Below are 19,464 nucleotides of genomic sequence, written 5' to 3' on the forward strand. Positions count from 1 at the left end.
GTCCGATAACACTCGATATTCCCCGAAAACCTGTGCTAATCTTTTATAGTACATATGCACTATAAATATGCTCATTTGCTCAGTTCATGCTGTCTCTTGGGCAGATTCTCTCTGTCTGCCTTGTCTTGCTGCTCCCATTTCAGCCGGATTTCCTTCTACAGCTGATGACCATTTGCAGAACAATTTGAATTTGCAAGAAGCACTCATTCCTCGTCCAGCCGCGACTTTCCTGATGCGCGTTCAAGGGGATTCGATGGAAGGCTGCGGAATCTTCTCGGGGGATTTATTGGTTGTGGATCGCTCACTGACACCAGTCGATGGGGCCGTGGTGATTGCTGTCTTAAACGGAGAATTTACAGTCAAGCAGCTACGGTTATCGCAAAAAACAATCTTATTGGCCGCAGCCAATTCAGACTATACGCCCATCGTTGTCAAAGCCGGGATGGAATTCCAGGTGTGGGGTGTGGTTACCTATGTGGTTCATGGGTTGCAGGTTTGAAACGGCGTCTAATCGGGCTGTGTGACTGCAACTCCTTCTATGCCAGCTGTGAAATCGCTCTTAATCCTCGCTTGCAACATAAACCCGTTGTCATCGCTTCCAACAATGATGGGGTTGTGGTCACCGGCAATGCTAAAGCTAAAGGCTTGGGCTTGAAAATGGGCGTACCGCTGTTCAAGGTTCAAGACCTAATTCAGCAGCATGATGTACGAGTTTTTAGCTCCAACTATGCATTGTATGGTGACCTATCTCAGCGAGTCATGTCGGTTCTGGAGCAGCATACACCTGAACAAGAAATCTATTCCATTGATGAGTGCTTTATGCGCATACCGGAATTTGCTGAGGCCACGACCTATTCTCATAACATTCGAAAAACGGTGATGAAATGGACAGGGATTCCTGTGTCGATTGGGGTTGCCACGTCCAAGACATTAGCGAAGATTGCCAATCATGTTGCTAAACAGCAGAAGCAGTATGGCGGGGTATTTGACCTTGCCACAGCGGGCAATGCTGAGGGGATTCTGGCAACCTTTCCCGTTAAGGAAATTTGGGGAATCGGACGACAATACAATAAGTGGCTGCTCAGCCAGGGAATTGAAACAGCGAAGGAACTACGAGATGCAAATGAAGGGATGATCCGCCAGAAGATGGGGGTGGTCGGTGTGCGGATGATCCATGAATTACGGGGAATTTCTTGTCTGCCACTGGAGCTAGTAGCGAAACCCAAAAAGGAAATCTGTGTATCTCGCTCCTTCGGCCAGCCTGTGACGGAGTTGGCGGATTTGCAAGATGCGATCGCAACCCACGCATCCAGAGCCGCAGAGAAGCTTCGCCATCAACAGCAAGTGGCAGAGGCTATGATCGTCTTCGCCCGCACCAGCCCCTTTAAGTCGAGGTATTTTCGCCAATCAGCAACGGTACAGTTCCCCATTGCCACTAGCTATACGCCCGCCATGGTCGAGGCTGCCCGCAAAGCAATGGCACGCATCTATGAGCCGGGGCGAGAATTGCAGAAGGCCGGTGTACTAATGGTGGGTCTCTGTCCCGAAACAACCATCCAAGGGCATCTCTGGGAAAAAGATGAGGGATGGGAGAAACGTAAGCGGCTGATGTCAATTATGGATGAGGTGAATGATCGGTTTGGCCGAGGCACGATAGGCATTGCGGCTTCAGGGGTGAAGCAGACCTGGAAAATGCAGTCCAAGTGGCGATCGCCGAGGTATACAACCTGTTGGGCAGAGTTACCTGTGGCGAGTTGTTGAGGGCACCTATCTAAGGTTGCGATCACGCCACTGACTTTAGATAGGTGCCAACCTCCAAGGCAGTTAGCAATGTTTTCGCATATTGGATTCTATAGACCTAAGCAGCCCACCAAATTTGGAAAACAACGTACACTCATGGGTAAAACGTCAATGCGTTTGGCCATTTAGTTGCAGTGACCAATGACTCAAAGTTCAGGGTTCTTTAATCAACGCTATGTGAACAACTTTGTTCCCCTGCCAGGTAAAGGAGAACCTGCTGTTGGACAGCTCGCGCCAGACTTTGAACTGCCTCAGGTAGGGGGAAACCTGGTCAAACTTTCGGACTACCGTGGACAGCAGCCTGTGTTCCTCGCCTTTACTCGTATCTTTACCGAAAAACTTTTTTGCCCTTTTTGCTATCCCCATATTCAAGATTTGAAGGAGCGCTACTCAGAGATTATGGATCGGGGGGCAGAGTTGCTCATGATCTCCAGTACGGATCAAATACAGAGTGAGCAAGTTGTTTCTGATTTAGACCTGCCTTACCCCTTTTTATATGATCCGAAATGTGAGAGTTTCCGCAATTATGGAGCAGGGCAAGCTCTAGGTGCTCCTTTACCGGCTCAATATATCGTAGATTTAGACGGCAAAATTCGCTTCCGTCATATGTTTTCTTTTGTCGATCACAATGCAGGAATAGATGAAGTGCTCACCCTGCTTGAGGGTTTACGGTAGAGAAACACCTAATCGCCCTAGCACTTAAATAATCAGCCAAGTTGCTAAGCCCCAAAAGGGAATGAATCGCAGCCAACGTTTCTGAGGGCTTGTTTCTACAGCTCCTAACAGCACAATCTGAAAGAGAGTAAAGAATACCAAGTCAACGCAAAACGCCACCGAGACCCGGCTCGTCGTTAACTGAGTCCCGAAATATTGGCATCGTTCGGCTACAGTGCCAAATTCTGGTCCGACAAACCCAAACCAGAACAGTGCAATCCCACTGACCAATAGCCCTGTCCAGCCAAAGGCACGAGCCAAGAATCCTTTCGCAGGTGAGGGAACTGCTTCGGGAATCGGCATGGCAGCTCTCATAGCCATATACGGAATCATAAAAGCATTAGTCAGAAAGAGAGCCATACTCCAGATCGCCACTTTCGGTAGCTTGCGGCTGCGCATATCGGCCAGCAGTAGGGGTAAGAAAATAAAGATCCAAGCAATCGCAAAGTTAAAAAAGGCTTGGTCTACAGGATGGACAGCAGGAGCCTCCAAGTATTGAATGCCTAAGGTATTGGCCAGAGGCAAAATGAAAAAGAAATTGAGGGACTCATTCAAGACTTCTTGCCAGGTTTCTGATTGAATCGCCCACACCGGCTCTGCGGGCATAATCTGTCCCGGTGGCGATAAAAACAAGATGTAAATGTAGGCTCCTGCCAGCAGCCATAGCAATCTCGATATCCACAACTGTTGGGCAGGCAGTTCTGTGCTGTTAGCTGAGTTCTGGGACGCTATTTGTTCTTCTGCCGTGATTGGTTTGAGCAATAAGCGCACCAAGGGAGCAATCAACCGTAGAATCACAAAGGCTCCCTTACCAGGCTTGATAACGGGTTCAACCAAATCTCGTGCAAATATCAGTTTGCCAGTTTCCTCAGATAGTCGGCAAAAGCTCACTCCGCGTCCATTGGGCAGGGGAATGCCGCCTAGCTCCACATGCCAGAGAATGCCAACCGCGAGAGCATCACCTTCTGTAATATCGTCCACCACAAACAGCAAGTCTGCAGGCATCCCTTTACAGGATTCGGTGAATAACTCTCCCACCGCGGCTTTCCCTTGAAAGGGTTGGGGAAAGTTTAGATCTTGATAACAACAGTCTGGATCAATATATTCCAGCGCTTTGGGGACATTACGCTCATTAATAGCCTCATACATGGCCTGAATAAGGAGATGGGCTGGGAGTGTCATGGGGTTCAGGAAATAGAGGAGAACATTAGCCGGGTTAGCATTTGAGCAGCAGGCACCGTGAGGACAAAGCCAGCTTTCTGAAACGGATGTCTACTCAAATTCTGGGCAAAAAGTGATCTTTGTGGACAGCTATCATTTTACTCAAGGTTAGCGGGTCCCCTCGCTCATCATTTATTACCTTCCCAGCCATGTGCTAGGAACTAGTTATTTTGGGTACTAGAGAGGATGAATATCGAGCAGAAATAACTTTACCCTCTGGATTAAAGCTGATGACGATGCCATCACAATCCAGTAGATAATTACCAGGCTCAACCAGATAGAGCTTTTGTGAAATTCTGGCTTTCGTCTCTTCTTCACTAGATTTCCAGTTCTCTTCACTCGGCAAGGGAAACGAAGTACCTTCATAATTCTGTCGGACGGCAGCTCTTACCTGGGGCAGGGTCATCTCTTGCTGCAAAGAAAAGTAAAAGCTGAGAAAGGGCCTAATCGGTGACCCATAGTAAAACACAACCAGCACAACAACGGGCTGAATCAGTAAAAGATAGCGCCATTTTTTAGATCTGCAGAAATATAGTAGCGTTACAGAAAATAGGCTAGAAGCTAACAGTAATAGAAACCAAACGTCAAATGCAGGCAGCGCAAGGGCTAGATGTATGGACCAGATATAAATTGTTGAGATGATGATGAGCCATACAAAAAGAGCCAGTTCTAGCCTCATAACCTCAGATTCTAATAGAGTGAAACGCCAATCTTATGAAACTATTGTGCGATCGCAACTGATATACGCCAAAGAATCAGCACACTGTGCCAACACTAGTCCCAGGACACTGCAGGTTATCAGCAGTGGCAACTTAACTTTAGTATCCTCCAATCACTATAAAAGAGACTGGGTGAGTTGCTCTTGAGTCGGAATATCAGCAGGAAGAAACGTCCTTAAATCGTCCTTAGTCGGTCTGGCTAAAGCAGCCAAACGGCTACATTGCATTGCCACACAACGATCAAACAGATTTCTGACGAATCGACCATTGCCCAATTCACCGATCTGGGTTTCATATTGTCCAATCAAATGGCGCATGGACTTCAAGGTTTGATCAGAGAGTAGATAGCCATGCTGTTCACAACTCGCCTTAAAAATATCGGCTAATTCAGATGGTGCATAGTCTTCAAAATGGATTGCTCTAGAGAACCTGGACTTTAAACCCGGGTTGGAGTCAATAAAACGAGCCATCTCTATTTTGTAGCCTGCCACCACCACCACCAAATTTTCTCTGTGGTCTTCCATCAGCTTGAGGAGTGTATTGATTGCTTCTTGCCCAAAGGCATCTCCACGACCATCTGCAACAAGTGCATAAGCCTCATCAATAAAAAGCACCCCTCCCAAGGCCGATTCGATCACTTTTGTGGTTTTAGGCGCTGTTTGCCCCACATATTCAGCCACTAAAAGACTGCGATCAACTTCGACAAAGTGTCCTTTTGAAACCACACCTAGATGCTTATAAATCTCCCCCAGCAGCCTCGCAACCGTGGTTTTGCCTGTTCCAGGATTGCCTGTGAATACCAAATGTCTCGTGATCGCAGGAGACTTGATGCCGACGTTCGCTTGCATCTGAGAGACCTTGGCGATATTGACTAACTCCTGAACTGTAGATTTAACCGTATCTAAACCCGTTAGGGCATGAAGTTGTTTGAGAGCGTGTTGCAGTGCATCTTGATTACTATTTTTTTTCTTCTGATCAGAAGAAATCTCACCATGCTTGCTCTTTTGGCTCAGTGGATTGCGATTGGTTCGCTGGGGTGGCTTAGGGACTAAAGATTGTCCCCGAATTCTCTCCAAAGTCCGAACGGTTTCTTGATCCTTAGACCATTGGTATTCCAGTAAGTCTTTCAGACCTGGATTCCAACCTTTCTGAAACCCTAAACGTCTGGTAAGCTCTTCCAATTCATCCTGTTCAAGCGCAAACTCCTGTTTCAATTGTCCATAAACCCAGCCTTCCGAAAGACATAAGTTGAGTTTTTGACGAATCAGTACAGAAAGATATTGGTCGACGTCTTGACGCATTGGCACGAATTTCCCATAAATTGGATTTTTCATCACCTGGGATATGGCTGATTAATCCCAAATTCATGAAAAATTTAATCAGTCTAACAATAGATAATTCCCGAAAAGTTAAGGCTATAGATTGACTGAGTAAACAGCATAATTCCTCCATAAATCCTAAGGATTTCAATCATAAAAAGAATTCATACTGATTTTTTCGATTTGGGTAGAAATATTATGCTGTGCACCCTAAAAAGACTATGTTCGCCATTTAGGCAGCAGCCCAATGCCACTAGCAAGGCACAAGATAAGATCGTCAAGCGAATATTCTGGTCCATGAAATAGACGTTAGGTGGTCGCCATTTCTAACCCATTTATTTACATATTCAACATCTTTCTCAATGGCAGAGCCTAGGGTTCATTTCTAGATTGCCCAAACTGAGATGGAACTCTGTCAGTGTAATTTTTCAAGTCGAGGATCGCATAATAGCGCTTGGAGTCGCTAAGTTTTAGGTCGTGCAAATTTACGGCGTAGGCCCTTGCATCAGGACATTGACATTGTCATCTACTTTATCTCCAGCACCACTGAAGATAACATCCAAGGCCATTGGATCTTCGAGAACCGTCGCTCGGAGAAATAATGCTGTCCAAGTTCCAATCGTTTGGATTGCCAGCGCTTGAGAAAGGTCTTGCACTTTAGGATCTTGGAAAATAGCTGGAACAACAGCAGGCGTATTGACTGGGTTCTTAGGTGCATTGCTATTCGTGATGCCAAAATGATTGGCCCCCGTGATAGATACCAGCACCTTCAGCGGATTCCCTAACTGCTGATAGGTTTCTTTGGTCTTCTCGGGAAACGATCGCCCATCCTTTTCACCAAAGATTAAAGCCGTGGGAATCGTGTCGTTATTTATAGGGGGAACAGGATCACCCGTATAGGGCTTAAGGTGAGTGCCATAGAAAACAGCAGCAACTAATTCTTCCGGCTGCTTGAACTCACCATAAAGGCATTTAGGAATAGAACATCCTCCCTGCACAGCGTTTAATCCTGCAGCCCCTCCTAAAGAATGGCCTAGCAGTACCAATTGCTCTGGGTTGATAACCTCGGCCACAGGAGAAACCGTCGGATCTTTGATGAAAGTCCAGACCTCATTAATCAATTTCAATTCAGGGTAATACCCTGTTGTGGTTGGCGCAGGGGGTGGCAAAGGCCAAATTCTTAAGTTATTGGGAATGACCACTACAAAGCCATAGCTCGCAACCACTTTGGCATATTCGGAGTAGTGAGATTTATCTACATTGGCTCCCTGAAGCAACAGAGCCACAGGAAAAGGTTTAGCACTCGGATCAGATTTGGCTCTGAGGGGAACAAAGATATCTGCGGCATCCCCACTGGGCGTAATCACCGTCTCTAACTGCTGAATCTCAGAAAAGAGGGGGGCAGGTAAGGCAGGTGAAGCGTTAGCTAAAGTTCTTCGACTTTTGATCTTTTGAGCTGTGATCCCCGTGAGAGTGCTTGTTTCTCCAGGCTTAATCACTCTCAGTGTCTCAGGACCATCTTTGAATATCCAATCACTTAAAAAATCCGGATGTTCAGCAATCTCAAAAATACTCAGCCACAGATCATTGTCAGGCTCACCTGTTAAGGATCTATTACTGATTACGTTTTTACCCTTACCCGCGCTTTTATCTATAGCCGTCCCTGCCGTGACATGGCCAGAATCTCTTCTTTCAACAATGAAACTTTGATGCAACCACCCATCATTGTCTGCTTTTACATTCATATTGGGATTCACATGAATCCTTGGCTGAGTCATATGGGAAGTTTCAAGCTGATTGGCATGCGCTTTTTGATGACGAAAATCAACGGCTAATAATGCTGATAGACCTATTCCTATTACTCCAGCACGAATAACCGTTAACGTTATCTTTTGACGCAAAATAAGGCTGTTCATATAGTAAATTAAATAATTTTCACAAGAATAAAAATCACAGAAAATTGTTGCTCAAGTCTTTTCAATCCTACATTCAGCAGGCTAGCTAGCAGAGCAGATAATATTTTTTACAGCCCTTCCCAAGGAACGGCAAGATAAGTTGCTGCCTGCTGTTGAGCTTGATGAGATGCTTGGCACCATCAAGCCAAACTAAATGGACGGCCTGAAAGCATTGGAGAATCCAACGTAACGTAGGTTTCATAGTTTGTTTCCCCTTCTGATTAGGGAGAGTTGTTTGTACTTGTTCTATAGATCTTCAGAAAAGCATCCGTGGTTTTAGCGACACTACATCTTCATTAAATATAGTAACTAGCTCCTGATACTCTTAGCTCTGGCAAGGATTTCAAGATTATCAGAGGTCATCCAGTATGCTCGCACAATTCAAACTGCGCTTTACCCAATCAACACGCAAAAAGATTGAAGCTAAACTGCGCCAGGCATACGGGAGTCAGAATTTACGTCTGGTCAAACGTATTAGTGCTTTATTGCAGCTTGGTCAAGGTGGTTCAGTGGCACAGGTAGCTGAAACATTGGCACTAGGCGAACAAACGATCAGGGATTATCTGCATGCATTTCTAAAACGAGGTATCGCTAGCTTTAGATACAAAGCGTCTCAAGGACGTCGCAGCAAACTCACTCCACGGCAACGACAACAGCTCAAGTCATGGATTAAAGCAGGTCCGCTCAAAGCTGGATACGAGTGTGGTTGTTGGAGTGCATTAATGGTTCAAGACCTGATTGCGAAACGCTTCAATGTTTCCTATCATCCCCATTATGTGAGTACTCTACTGAGGAACTTAGGCTTTTCATTTCAAAGAGCACGGTTTGTTGCAGCTCATCTCAATGAAGCCAAGCGACAAGAATGGATGACACACAAATGGCCTGAGATTTTGCGTTTATCAGCAGCCAAAGATGCCCTAATTTTATTTGGGGATGAGGCCAGTTTTGCGCAGTGGGGGTCGTTAAGCTACACCTGGAGTCTTCGTGGAGACCAGCCAACATTGCCCACCAGTGGTAAACGGAAGGCTTACAAGGTGTTTGGATTAATTGATTATCATTCTGGTCAGTTCTTCTATCAAGGTCAGACGGGACGCTTCAATTCTGAAGGGTATACTGCTTTTCTAACTCAAGTACTCCAGCAGACTCACAAGCATATTATTCTCATTCAGGACGGGGCTAGATATCACACCAGTAAAGCAACTAAGCAGTTCTTTGACCAGCAATCCGCTCGCCTTACTCCTTTCCAATTACCCACATATTCTCCTGACTTCAACCCAATTGAATTCTTGTGGAAGAAACTCAAAAAACGCAGCACACACCTACGGTTCTTCAAGCAATTTGATGACTTAGTTCAGCAGGTCGATGAGGGGCTACTGTACTTTAGTCAGACTCCCAATGAAATTACTGTCTTAATGGGCAAATATTGCAAAACCTTGGGTACACAAGCTGCCTAGCTAATCACGGATCTTTATCTGTAGATCTATAGTGCATTTCTTAACTGTCGTTGTCCTAAGCTGTAGACCATCAAACACAAGGCCATGATCATGGCTAAGGCAGCGATACGCCGAGGTGTCTTCAGGAAAACACTAGAGGCAAAGAAGAGTGGATCTTTGATAAAGCGAAAGCCTCCTTCACACGCCTGCTGGTTCTTATACTCGCGCAGAATATCATCATTGCTCCATTGCTCTTGTTCCAAGAGATTGGTGGCTAAGATGAAACGACCTGCTTGCCGCCGATAGCGTTCGATGACTGGCTCATTGAGGGTTAAGGTAGCCTCAATAGAATAGGTGTAGTGAGTCACAACCGTTGCTTTTGTCGGTCGTCCAGCCTTTGAATAATGAGGTTTTTTGTGGATTTTGAGATCGTCAAGGGTGTGATACCTGAGGATTTTGCCAAAATCTTGGGCTGCAGCTAAAGCATCTGCAGGGCACAAGAAGGTCTGTTTGCAGAGGGTTTTAAGTGCAGTAGTTTTTTGGCTAAACGCCTGATCAATCCGCTTTTGCACTTGTTTGAGTCCAGAGTCTCTGCGAGCTTTACTTTCAACCACCAGCCACCGTTGTTGAATCTCTCCATAGGTACTACATACTTCGACAAAGCTATAGCCGTTGAGAGCACTGGGGTGAAACTGTGAACCCGGCAGCCCTTGTAATAAGTCTTGGGCTGCCGTTGAACTTGCTGGAACTCGGCTAATCCAAGATGTACTTCCTAATGCTTGCAGATTGTCGGCACTGTAGAGGGCACTATCAGCAACAATCACCTCTGGCTGTTGCTGACTCCACTGTTGCTTAAATTCATGGATGATAGGCACAAACGTACTTTTGTCCGCATCATTACCGTTGCCCACTTGTAAAAATAAAGGAATACCCCCGTCCCCACTCACCAGTAGGTTCAATACAAACTGCTTGAGATCACGACGATTGTCCCGTGAGTAGCCGTAGGTGATTTTCACGGGTATCGGCTCCTCTGATTCAGCCAGTGCAGGGGAGGGGGACTCAGGTGCAGAGGGGGATTCGTCTGACGCCTCAACCTGTGGTTTATCTAAGTATTGCCCCTCAACACTAAGGCTTGTCGCATCTAGATGCGCACACCTTAGAGCTACATCGAATTTCTGAACGACTGCCATTGCCACATGGATAAATATCTGGGTCACACCATAGGCATAGAGCTTGTCGAGGACTCGACCGATACGGGTATCGTTGAGGTGCTCTGGCAGTACACCTTGACCGAGTAAGTGCTCGGTTGCTTTGCTTTCGAAAAACTCACTAAATAAGTACAATGGAGCACTCAAAAAGCCCATACCATTTAGAATCAGGGCTTTGACAACTTGACCACAACTAACATTCTCTTGCTCGTGAGTACCTAATAATCGATCCACTATTTCGACAATGCCGATCTCATCGACGATACCGGCAATAATACCGAGATGGTCAATATCCTGAACGTCTATCTCTTGAGGTGAATACATGGACTTGCGTTGAGAGACAACCTCAAAATTATCCCTTGATGGTTAGTACCTGCTGAATGTCGGTTCAATATTGCACTTTATGACAAGAGAAGAAAGGATGCTATTTTGCCAGATGAGTTTTTGCTAAGAATTAATGCTTCTGGAAAAGTCTATGTGTCTTCTCTCGTCCGTTAATAACAGCTACTACCCTATTCAACAAGCATCATTTCTGTTAGATATGTTTCAAGGTTCAGTGTGATGGAGCTTCATCAATTTCAAGTCATAGAAAACACTCCGTCCCTGTCTCAAATCGGTCAATATAAATATCCTAGGAAAAATATTTAACGCTGCTACCAGCTCGAAGAGTGCTTGTTGAGCAAGGATTGGGTTGGTATACCGTTGAATTAGCTTATGTACTTCACAGAGCACGGGAAAAGTCGTAATCAAACTGTGCTGCTCATCAATGAGAAACTTAAGACGATCTACACAATAATGATGCTGAGTATCTTGTCGATGAAAAATAGCTATGAAAGGGCCCGCATCAACAATGAGACGTGACATCAATGATAATCATCTTCGTTCATTGATACCCCTTCTAATGTATCAATGAACGAAGATGCCGACTAACTTGAATAATTGAGAGGCATCTTTGCCTCGCCACTTTTGCTTGACCCATGCAAGCAGTAACGAAAAAGTGACGAGGCTACCGGATGTTCTAGTACCTCTGCTGAAATTACGCTACATCTTGCAACAAAAGCCAAGGCTAAAGACTAGCAGGTGGTAACTCCAGCGTAACCTTCCCCAAAAGACCTTTGCGAAAATCGTTCAGAACTTTCTGGGCCATGCGCTCTAGATCCCCTTGATGCAGTTGTTCAGCCGCTGTTTCCAAATAATCTGCAGCAGTCAAGGATGTGGGGTCAATTTGATAGCGGTTTTGCAGAATCTTGTCAGGCAAAAATCCACGCTTAGGATCACATGACTCTAGCGCTTGGATCAGCTCAATTAAAGCAGTCGCCACCAACTGATTTTCATAGGCGGCAGTGCCGATATCATCGCAAATAGCCAACTTATAGGCCGCTGCTTGATTATCCAATTTAGCGGGTAATACACCGGGGGTATCCAAAAGTTCCAAATCTGGAGACACACGCACCCAACGAAGCTGACGGGTTACCCCTGGACGGCGAGCACTTTCAACAATGCGTCGCTTCAGCAGGCGATTGATTAAAGCAGATTTACCCACATTGGGAAACCCCAGCACCACTGCTCGCACTGGGCGAGGTCGCATACCGCGGCTTCGCCGTCGTTGATTAATACTGACCCCTACTTTTTCCGCTGCTGTAATCACGGCCTTAATACCTTTACCATGCTGAGCATCTGTACAGTGAGGCACCAGACCTTCTGCCTTCAGAGCATCGAGCCAAAGCTGATGGGAAACCGGCGTAACCAAGTCAATCCGATTCAACACCAATACATGAGGCTTTTCCCCAATCCATCTCTGAATTTGAGGGTGGTGGCTAGAGTGGGGGATGCGGGCATCTCGCACCTCTAGAACCACATCTACCTTTTTGAGCTGTTCAATTAGGGCTTTTTCAGCCTTGGCGATATGACCGGGATACCACTGAATGGGGGGAGTAGACATAACCCTAGAGTCGCTCTAGGCGATCGCGCAAAATCTCAGCCTGCTTTTCGGCTTCAGCCAGGGTATCACGAGCGCCCTGAACCACTGCGGGTGGGGCTTGCTCCACAAAATTGGCATTGTTCAACCGACCACTACTGGACCGAATTTCTGCGTCTGCTTTTTTCAGATCCTTATTTAGCTTGGCTTTCAGGATCTCAACGTCCACTACACCGCTAAGAGGTAGAAGGACTTGGACCGTACCAACCACACCAATGATGGTTTGTTTAACTTCCCCTTCTACTGCTGGAGTGATGCTCAAAGACTCTACTCTCGCCAGATCCTGGAGATAGGTTTGACCGGCTGTGAGGATTTGTCGTTCGCGATCGCTTTCGCTTTGCAAAATCACTTTAATGGGCTGCTTTGGCTTAATGCTGGCTTCTGCTCGTAAGTTGCGAATGGTGCGAATGGTCTCAATGACTAGCTCAAACTGCTCTTCTAGCCCCGGATCAACCCAGGCTGTGAAATCAGCGGAATTTGGCTCTGGCTGTGAATTTTTAGGTATAAAGTCATCTTCGTCGTGGGGCTCTGGTTCGACTGCCGCAGGCTCTGCCAAAGCCAAATCCCCACCTAAGGCTTCCGCCGTTGTCTCCAAAGTCTTGGGATCACTCAGCAATGGCAAAATTTCATCTTTCTTCTTTTGCAAGGATTCGACCCAGGCTTGGCGATCGTCATACCAGAGCAGACGCCGATAGGCAAAGTTCAGAGAATAGCCCAAACCAATTAATTCAAAGGCGCTGCCTAATAGGGGAACGTGATTAATCGCACCTAATACTGCTGCCGTAACTGCAAGACTGATAATACCCAGGAAGAAAACACAGACCCACAGTAAGACCGTTTGATTTACATCTAGAAAACGGCCGAGGTACGCTGGCAACTCGCCAAAGATATGGACGGCATCTCGCCAGCTAAAATCATGAACTTCAGGGTCTGGCTCCAAGGTCTCATCCCTCGTTTGAGCGGTCGATTCTGTCTCCGGTGCAGCAGATGGCTCAGGAGCTGCCGCTGCCTCTTCTACAGGAACATCAGCCATATCTGAAGAAAGCGGCACCGTTTCTGTCACTAATTGAATATCAGCTGCTTCTGGGTAGGGCTGACTGGCTAAATATTGTTCTGAGGTCGGTTGAGTCAGGGTCTGCCAAATCTCTTCCGTAATATGGGGCATAAACGGATGAAAGAGCTTCAGCGTTCCCTCTAATACATAGGCAAGGGTTTGCTGGGCCACACGCTGGGAAGTAGTACCTTCCTGACGCAGTCGGGGCTTCACCAGTTCGATATACCAGTCACAGAAATCACCCCAAATAAATTCATACAGACCTTTCGAAGCTTCACCCAAACCATAGGCATCCACCTGATTGCGGGTTTGCTGCACCAGGCGATGATATCGGGATAAAATCCAACGATCCGCCAATTCTAAATCAGCAATAGCAGGCTGCCCAAGCTGCTCGGGAGTGTGCCCATTCAGATTCATCAACACAAATCGAGAGGCATTCCATAACTTATTAGCAAAGTTACGAGAAGCTTCTACAGAAGTAGATTCATCCGTCTTGCGGTTATATTCCAAGCGAATATCTTGCCCTGCACCAGCCACCTCTCGGATCAGGGTATAGCGGAGGGCATCGGTGCCATATTTGTCGATCAAGATCAACGGATCAATCCCGTTATTGGACGACTTCGACATTTTTTTATTATTTTCGTCCCGCACCAAGCCATGGATATAGACATCCTTAAAAGGCATCTCTCCAGTAAAGTGGCCCGCCATCAAAGTCATCCGGGCGACCCAGAAGAAAATAATGTCAAAACCGGTCACCAAAGTGGCGGTGGGATAGTAGGTCGAAAGATCCGCCGTTTCCTCCGGCCAGCCCAAGGTGGAAAAGGGCCATAATCCCGACGAAAACCAGGTATCTAAAACATCTGGATCCTGGAGCAATTGCACCTCAGAGCCAAACTGTTCCACCGCTTTTTGCTGCGCTGACTCTGCATTTTCGGCCACCACAAAAGGCGTATCTTCTCGAATTTCGCCCTCAGTTTCGCTGATGGCATACCAAGCTGGGATTTGGTGTCCCCACCAGAGCTGGCGGGAAATACACCAGTCTCGAAGATTCACCAGCCAATCCCGATACACCTTGGTCCAGCGCTCAGGGACAAATTCTGGCGATTGCTGGTCATCTAAGAATGCCAAGGTCCGTTTAGCTAAGGGGTCCGTTTTCACAAACCATTGAGTTGAGATCAAGGGTTCAACCGGTACCTTGCCGCGATCGCTATAGGGAACGCTATGACGATACGCTTCTGTTTTCACCAAACAGCCCTCTTCTTCCAAGCGAGCAATCACCCGTTTACGGGCTTCAAACCGATCCAATCCCGCAAAAACATTGCCATTTTCATTCAGGGAACCATCTTTATTGAGGATATTAATGAAAGGCAAATTATGCCGCTGCCCCATAGCAAAGTCATTGGGATCATGGGCAGGAGTAACTTTGACGCAACCCGTTCCAAATTCTGGATCTACTAATTCATCGGCAATCACCGGAATCTCGCGCTCCGTGATCGGCAGCTTAATAGTTTTGCCAATCAGGTCTTGATAGCGTTCATCTTTGGGATTCACCGCCACGGCCGTATCCCCCAACATGGTCTCTGGGCGAGTGGTGGCGACTTCAACAAAGCCAGAGCCGTCGCTGAGGGGATAGCGGAAGTGCCAAAGATGGCCATCCACTTCTTTATTCTCTACTTCTTGATCGGAGACCGCAGATTGGCTAGCAGGGCACCAATTCACCATATAATTGCCACGGTAAATCAGCCCTTCTTCATGCATTTGCACAAAGGCTTTGTTAACTGCTTTAGATAGTCCTTCATCCATCGTGAACCGCTCACGGGTCCAATCGACAGAGACTCCCAACCGTCGCTGCTGATGGACAATTCTGCCGCCGGATTCAGCTTTCCAGCGCTGAGCCCGTTCTAAAAATTCATCGCGGCCAATGTCGTAGCGGGTTTTGCCTTCCGCCTGCAGCTGCTTCTCTAAAATCGTGTGCACGGCAATACTGGCATGGTCCGTCCCCGGTAACCACAAGGTATTGTCACCAATCATGCGATGGTAACGAATCAGCACATCAATGAGCGCCGCTTCAAAGGCATGGCCCATATGCAGACTGCCCGTCACATTCGGTGGGGGAATAACGATGCAGTAGGGGTCACCCCCATGGTTCGGATCAGCTTTAAATACGTCGTTCGCTTCCCAATTTTCTTGCCATTTGGCTTCTGTTGCCGCGGGATCATATTGGCTAGATAGGGACGGAGCGGTGGCAATCATAAACTTAAAATATTTTAAAGATGAGAATATAAGCCTGTACACTAAGGCATCATTAGATTAAATTCTGCCATATTTACCTCTGCCTGTCGGTCTTTCCTCACAAGGATCGATCATTTGCCTCTTTGAACTTGGCGGCAGTAACGCTAGAATAACCGGAGAGACCAAACGTCGGTAGGCCAAGTTTTGGCTAGATTCAAGAAAAGTTATCCTTTCGTCCTGAGTTAGTTGACTTACCTCCGCATCCCAATCTCGATACGTTGTTCATTTGATTTTTGAAGGTAAGGTATGACAGTTTACATCGGTAACCTATCTTATGAGGTTACAGAGGACGATTTGACCGCAGTTTTTGCGGAATATGGGGAGGTCAAACAAGTCAAGCTTCCTGTAGATCGTGAGTCAGGTCGCAAGCGTGGTTTTGGATTCGTAGAAATGCAGGACGAAGCTAACGAAGACAAAGGCATCGAAGAGTTAGATGGTGCTGAGTGGATGGGACGGACTCTAAAGGTCAACAAAGCCAAGCCTCGCACCCCCAGACCGACTAGCAGTGGCTGGGGCAGCAACCAAAGATATTAACCCCAATATCTTCATAGGGTTGAGGTAAGCTCAAGCCTAGCAACAGTAACCGTTGCAAGTTTCATCAGATAAGGGTAGCAACCCATTCTCTCTTATCTGCTTTTATATTTGGGTATACAGTAATTCCTGGCATCCAGACGTTTAACCCTATTAGTTGGAGAATATTGAATGACCCAAGTGGTCCTTGGAGACGATGAGCAATTAGAATCCGCGCTGCGTCGATTTAAACGGAAAGTATCTAGAGCCGGCATCTTTGCCGACATGAAAAAGAACCGCCATTTTGAGACTCCCGCTCAAAAGCGACAGCGGAAAATGACTGCCAGACACCGAGAACGACGTAGAATGCGTGGCCGTAGGTAGACAAAGGTGTTCATTACGCTTGTGACCCAGTGGGCCAATAACGTGTTAGTCCACTGGTGCCGTTCATTCATCTCAGGAGCATAATCATGGCAGTAGCCAAAGTCGGAGATACCGTATCGATTCACTACACGGGAAAGCTGGATGATGGTTCCGTCTTCGATTCTTCCTTAGAGCGTGAGCCTTTGCAGTTTTCCATTGGTGGACAACAAGTCATTCCAGGGTTTGAGCAAGCTGTCATTGGTATGAATCCTGGTGATTCTAAGACTGAGACAATTGTCTACGATCAAGCCTATGGACCCCGCCATGAAGATATGGTGGTTACTGTCCTCCGAGAGCAAATTCCCAGCGATTTCGATTTAGAAGTTGGTCAACAGTTGCAGATCAAAAACCCTGAGGGACAAGTCATTCCGGTGATGGTCAGTGAGATCATTGAAGATCAAGTCACCCTAGATGGCAACCATCCCCTAGCAGGAGAAGATTTAACGTTTGAGATTGAATTGGTCAGCATTGCTTAATCAGCGGCCTTAGCGGGGAGACGTTGAGGTGACAAGGGGCACCAGTAACAAGCTGCCTTGCTCTCCACCTGAATTAAATCGCCAATATTGCTGATAATGGCGAAGGAAGTTTTGGCCTAGAATACCGTCTACTTTTAGTACTTTGAGAATGCTGGAAGACAAGACAATCACATCTAGATTGCGTCGCTGATATCGATGGAGGGTGACGGAATCCAGTTGCGATCGCATCGCGTTTTCCAAGCCACAAAACCCTCGAATTTGAATTGGACTCAACGTCGCTACATCTAATTTAAGTTTTGCCGCCACCGGCTCAGAAATAAAGGTACTATCCGCAGCCGTGTCTAACAATACCCGAAATGGACCTTGACCATTGATGTGGAGCTGCGCCACCATCACCCCTAGTTTTTGCTCTAGGGGAACTGCAGCTGCGATCGCATCGACGGACAATGGCGTGGGTGGCAATAAACTCAGGGTTGCTTTGCCGGGATGCAGATGTAGATCAAACTGACTCAGCACATCCATCCCTAATACCCCAGACAATTCTGCGGGAATGACCGTATTGGCAAACTGGAGACTATGCAGTTCTTTGACTTGGAGCTTTCCCAGTTCTAGTGGGGGTAACTGCTGAAGCGTCGCATTCATATTAGGACAGTCATTCCCCGCCACCGCAAAGGACAACCGTTGATTAGGGATAGGTTTCCCTTTGAGGCCCAGTGCTTCTACGACAGGCGTGGCCACCATCGAGGTCGATGCCCCGGTATCCACTAACCATCGGGTGGGCAGCCCCTGCAATTGGGCATTGACGGTATAAACCGACGTTCCCGGCAAAGTGAACAGGGGCAGTCGAGCTGCACCCTGCACCCGAGGCTCAGGTACTTTCAGTCCTTGTAGCTGAACAATGGCAGAGACCAGGGCGGGATCCACGTGAGTCTTCGTCCTCTCCTTTTGCTGATACCCCACCGGTTCAGCCATCTCCACTTGGGGAATAGGCTGGGCCAAACCCATGCTACAGAGATTCCCCCATAGACACAGGGCCATGCAAACCCATTTTTTCCTCAAACTCATTGCTACCTCATTCTTTACATCCTGATGGGCTACATCCATCCTGCCCAACCCGTTGCACTACCTCTGCAAAATGGGCATACAAGATATGGAGCCTAGGTCGTTTTTAGTGCTTCATCTGAAGAAAAAGTGATATTGTTGACTTTTTTATAGTTTCTTGACGTATATGATCTTTATAAGTAGAAACTTAGAGTCTACAAATTGAAGTCATTCTCAAGGGATTTACTCAGTTCAATATGGCTGTTGGCCCCTTATTTATCCAAATTCAGGTGGGAAGACCTTATCAACCATGACTAAAAGCAACGTTTTCCTAACCCTGGTGTTATCGGTTGCAGCTGGCCTGATCACCAGTGCCTTCGGTTTCTGGAGTGTGACTGAAAGAGAGTCTGCTTCCACTTCAGCAGCCCAAAAAGGCCCTGCCCCCTCAGGGTTTCCTGCCCCAACACCTGAGAATCTCCCAGAGGTGGAGTCAGATATTGTCCTAGCTGATCCAGAGGTCGTGCCACCGACTGCACCCCTGACAACTGCCCCGACCCCTAATAATCCAGCTCCCATTGCGCCACCGCCTCCTGTTCCCCAGCGTCCCCTGACCAGCGTTTCTTCTTCCTACCCTCAACCTAGAGAAGTTAAAGCCACCGTTCATCCAACCAACTATGGACAACGGTTCGTTAACAACGCTCAAGGACAACCGGTACAAAATAACTGGCTGATCGTTCTCCATGAGACCGTTGGCTCCGGCATGAGTGCCATCCGTCACTTTCAAACCCCTCATCCTCGGGATGAAGATCAAGCCAGTTATCATGCCTTAATTTTTCTCGATGGCACCATCGTCTATCTTGTCCCTCCTGAGAATCGGGCATTTGGTGCAGGCAACTCTGTATTTGTAGGAGCTAATGGTCCTGAAGCCGTTAAAACCAATCCAGACTTACCGGCCTCCGTCAATAACTTTGCCTATCACATTGCCCTGGAGACCCCACCTGACGGGAACCACAACGGCCCCAGTCACAGAGGTTATTCAGAGGCCCAGTACCAATCCCTCGCCTGGTTAATTGCCCGGACAGGTGTTCCCAGCCAGCGCGTCACCACCCATGCAGGCGTTGACCGTTCTGGCGAGCGTTCCGATCCCCGTAGCTTTGACTTCTCTAAATTCAACTCCATGCTCCAGCAGTTCTACGCACGGTCCTAATTCATCCATTCAACCCCGCGTGAAGCCCCGATATAGGAGGGCTTTAGACATAGACACCCTATTATTTTTCCAACCCTTCGACTGCGGACATCAGCCACCGTCAGACGATACACT

The 19,464-nt window shown here is 47.2% G+C and carries 17 protein-coding genes; 8 read left to right on the plus strand and 9 right to left on the minus strand.

Annotated elements, in window-relative coordinates:
- Window positions 1–67 precede the first annotated feature (67 nt).
- The 3 genes from I1H34_RS23860 (at window position 68) to I1H34_RS23870 (ending at window position 2,475) form a co-directional block, all read left to right on the plus strand.
- Window positions 68–499 carry a LexA family protein gene (locus tag I1H34_RS23860; RefSeq protein ID WP_212663377.1) on the plus strand — a complete coding sequence of 144 codons (432 nt, stop codon included), beginning with the start codon at window positions 68–70 and terminating at the stop codon, window positions 497–499.
- A complete protein-coding gene (locus I1H34_RS23865) occupies window positions 496–1,761 on the plus strand; it encodes a Y-family DNA polymerase (protein ID WP_212663378.1) in 1,266 nt (421 codons plus the stop codon). The genes I1H34_RS23860 and I1H34_RS23865 overlap by 4 nt, the downstream gene beginning before the upstream one ends.
- Before the next feature lie 180 nt (window positions 1,762–1,941).
- Window positions 1,942–2,475 (plus strand): peroxiredoxin family protein, encoded by a 534-nt coding sequence (locus I1H34_RS23870; protein WP_212663379.1) that lies wholly within the window; start codon window positions 1,942–1,944, stop codon window positions 2,473–2,475.
- 24 nt (window positions 2,476–2,499) lie between these two features.
- On the opposite strand, the gene I1H34_RS23875 is transcribed toward I1H34_RS23870, so the two are convergent.
- The 5 genes from I1H34_RS23875 to I1H34_RS23895 form a co-directional block, all read right to left on the minus strand.
- Window positions 2,500–3,696 carry a nuclear transport factor 2 family protein gene (locus I1H34_RS23875; protein WP_212663380.1) on the minus strand — a complete coding sequence of 399 codons (1,197 nt, stop codon included), beginning with the start codon at window positions 3,694–3,696 and terminating at the stop codon, window positions 2,500–2,502.
- Window positions 3,697–3,889: 193 nt separating this feature from the next.
- On the minus strand, window positions 3,890–4,141 hold the full coding sequence (locus I1H34_RS32285) for a hypothetical protein (RefSeq protein WP_249369561.1): 252 nt from the start codon (window positions 4,139–4,141) through the stop codon (window positions 3,890–3,892).
- Between the two features lie 429 nt (window positions 4,142–4,570).
- Window positions 4,571–5,755, minus strand: coding sequence for an AAA family ATPase (locus I1H34_RS23885; RefSeq protein ID WP_212663381.1), 1,185 nt, complete (start codon window positions 5,753–5,755; stop codon window positions 4,571–4,573).
- Window positions 5,756–6,258: 503 nt separating this feature from the next.
- A complete protein-coding gene (locus I1H34_RS23890; RefSeq protein WP_249369563.1) occupies window positions 6,259–7,689 on the minus strand; it encodes an alpha/beta hydrolase family protein in 1,431 nt (476 codons plus the stop codon).
- An 85-nt stretch (window positions 7,690–7,774) separates the two neighbouring features.
- Window positions 7,775–7,930, minus strand: coding sequence for a hypothetical protein (locus I1H34_RS23895; RefSeq protein WP_212663382.1), 156 nt, complete (start codon window positions 7,928–7,930; stop codon window positions 7,775–7,777).
- Between the two features lie 166 nt (window positions 7,931–8,096).
- On the opposite strand from I1H34_RS23895, the gene I1H34_RS23900 reads away from it, so the two are divergent.
- Window positions 8,097–9,182 (plus strand): IS630 family transposase, encoded by a 1,086-nt coding sequence (locus I1H34_RS23900; RefSeq protein WP_212662243.1) that lies wholly within the window; start codon window positions 8,097–8,099, stop codon window positions 9,180–9,182.
- Between the two features lie 26 nt (window positions 9,183–9,208).
- Here the strand turns inward: I1H34_RS23900 and I1H34_RS23905 are convergent, their stop codons facing one another.
- From I1H34_RS23905 to I1H34_RS23915, 3 genes are all read right to left on the minus strand, one after another.
- Window positions 9,209–10,693 carry an IS1634 family transposase gene (locus tag I1H34_RS23905; RefSeq protein ID WP_212663383.1) on the minus strand — a complete coding sequence of 495 codons (1,485 nt, stop codon included), beginning with the start codon at window positions 10,691–10,693 and terminating at the stop codon, window positions 9,209–9,211.
- A 742-nt stretch (window positions 10,694–11,435) separates the two neighbouring features.
- Window positions 11,436–12,311 (minus strand): ribosome biogenesis GTPase YlqF, encoded by an 876-nt coding sequence (gene ylqF, locus I1H34_RS23910; protein WP_212663384.1) that lies wholly within the window; start codon window positions 12,309–12,311, stop codon window positions 11,436–11,438.
- Between the two features lie 4 nt (window positions 12,312–12,315).
- Window positions 12,316–15,654, minus strand: coding sequence for a valine--tRNA ligase (locus I1H34_RS23915; RefSeq protein ID WP_212663385.1), 3,339 nt, complete (start codon window positions 15,652–15,654; stop codon window positions 12,316–12,318).
- Between the two features lie 285 nt (window positions 15,655–15,939).
- On the opposite strand from I1H34_RS23915, the gene I1H34_RS23920 reads away from it, so the two are divergent.
- The 3 genes from I1H34_RS23920 (at window position 15,940) to I1H34_RS23930 (ending at window position 17,102) form a co-directional block, all read left to right on the plus strand.
- Window positions 15,940–16,227 carry an RNA recognition motif domain-containing protein gene (locus tag I1H34_RS23920; RefSeq protein ID WP_212663386.1) on the plus strand — a complete coding sequence of 96 codons (288 nt, stop codon included), beginning with the start codon at window positions 15,940–15,942 and terminating at the stop codon, window positions 16,225–16,227.
- A 168-nt stretch (window positions 16,228–16,395) separates the two neighbouring features.
- On the plus strand, window positions 16,396–16,587 hold the full coding sequence (gene rpsU / locus I1H34_RS23925) for a 30S ribosomal protein S21 (RefSeq protein WP_010476171.1): 192 nt from the start codon (window positions 16,396–16,398) through the stop codon (window positions 16,585–16,587).
- A gap of 86 nt (window positions 16,588–16,673) precedes the next feature.
- The gene (locus I1H34_RS23930) at window positions 16,674–17,102 is read left to right on the plus strand and encodes an FKBP-type peptidyl-prolyl cis-trans isomerase (protein WP_212663387.1); all 429 of its coding nucleotides are present in this window, start codon (window positions 16,674–16,676) and stop codon (window positions 17,100–17,102) included.
- A 9-nt stretch (window positions 17,103–17,111) separates the two neighbouring features.
- Here the strand turns inward: I1H34_RS23930 and I1H34_RS23935 are convergent, their stop codons facing one another.
- Window positions 17,112–18,140, minus strand: a complete 1,029-nt coding sequence (locus I1H34_RS23935; RefSeq protein WP_212663388.1) for a retropepsin-like aspartic protease — start codon at window positions 18,138–18,140, stop codon at window positions 17,112–17,114.
- 313 nt (window positions 18,141–18,453) lie between these two features.
- Between I1H34_RS23935 and I1H34_RS23940 the strand changes: the two genes are divergently transcribed.
- Window positions 18,454–19,350 (plus strand): peptidoglycan recognition protein family protein, encoded by an 897-nt coding sequence (locus I1H34_RS23940; protein ID WP_212663389.1) that lies wholly within the window; start codon window positions 18,454–18,456, stop codon window positions 19,348–19,350.
- Window positions 19,351–19,464: the final 114 nt, after the last annotated feature.

The organism is Acaryochloris marina S15 (assembly GCF_018336915.1).
In the GTDB taxonomy this organism is placed as follows: domain Bacteria; phylum Cyanobacteriota; class Cyanobacteriia; order Thermosynechococcales; family Thermosynechococcaceae; genus Acaryochloris; species Acaryochloris marina_A.

Coding starts and splice junctions, on each gene's coding strand:
- I1H34_RS23860 (WP_212663377.1), top strand. CDS start 68: ATGCTCATTTGCTCAGTTCATGCTGTCTCTTGGGCAGATTCTCTCTGT.
- I1H34_RS23870 (WP_212663379.1), top strand. CDS start 1,942: ATGACTCAAAGTTCAGGGTTCTTTAATCAACGCTATGTGAACAACTTT.
- I1H34_RS23875 (WP_212663380.1), bottom strand. CDS start 3,696: ATGACACTCCCAGCCCATCTCCTTATTCAGGCCATGTATGAGGCTATT.
- I1H34_RS32285 (WP_249369561.1), bottom strand. CDS start 4,141: ATGACCCTGCCCCAGGTAAGAGCTGCCGTCCGACAGAATTATGAAGGT.
- I1H34_RS23885 (WP_212663381.1), bottom strand. CDS start 5,755: ATGCGTCAAGACGTCGACCAATATCTTTCTGTACTGATTCGTCAAAAA.
- I1H34_RS23890 (WP_249369563.1), bottom strand. CDS start 7,689: ATGAACAGCCTTATTTTGCGTCAAAAGATAACGTTAACGGTTATTCGT.
- I1H34_RS23895 (WP_212663382.1), bottom strand. CDS start 7,930: ATGAAACCTACGTTACGTTGGATTCTCCAATGCTTTCAGGCCGTCCAT.
- I1H34_RS23900 (WP_212662243.1), top strand. CDS start 8,097: ATGCTCGCACAATTCAAACTGCGCTTTACCCAATCAACACGCAAAAAG.
- I1H34_RS23905 (WP_212663383.1), bottom strand. CDS start 10,693: ATGTATTCACCTCAAGAGATAGACGTTCAGGATATTGACCATCTCGGT.
- ylqF (WP_212663384.1), bottom strand. CDS start 12,311: ATGTCTACTCCCCCCATTCAGTGGTATCCCGGTCATATCGCCAAGGCT.
- I1H34_RS23915 (WP_212663385.1), bottom strand. CDS start 15,654: ATGATTGCCACCGCTCCGTCCCTATCTAGCCAATATGATCCCGCGGCA.
- I1H34_RS23920 (WP_212663386.1), top strand. CDS start 15,940: ATGACAGTTTACATCGGTAACCTATCTTATGAGGTTACAGAGGACGAT.
- rpsU (WP_010476171.1), top strand. CDS start 16,396: ATGACCCAAGTGGTCCTTGGAGACGATGAGCAATTAGAATCCGCGCTG.
- I1H34_RS23930 (WP_212663387.1), top strand. CDS start 16,674: ATGGCAGTAGCCAAAGTCGGAGATACCGTATCGATTCACTACACGGGA.
- I1H34_RS23935 (WP_212663388.1), bottom strand. CDS start 18,140: ATGGCCCTGTGTCTATGGGGGAATCTCTGTAGCATGGGTTTGGCCCAG.
- I1H34_RS23940 (WP_212663389.1), top strand. CDS start 18,454: ATGACTAAAAGCAACGTTTTCCTAACCCTGGTGTTATCGGTTGCAGCT.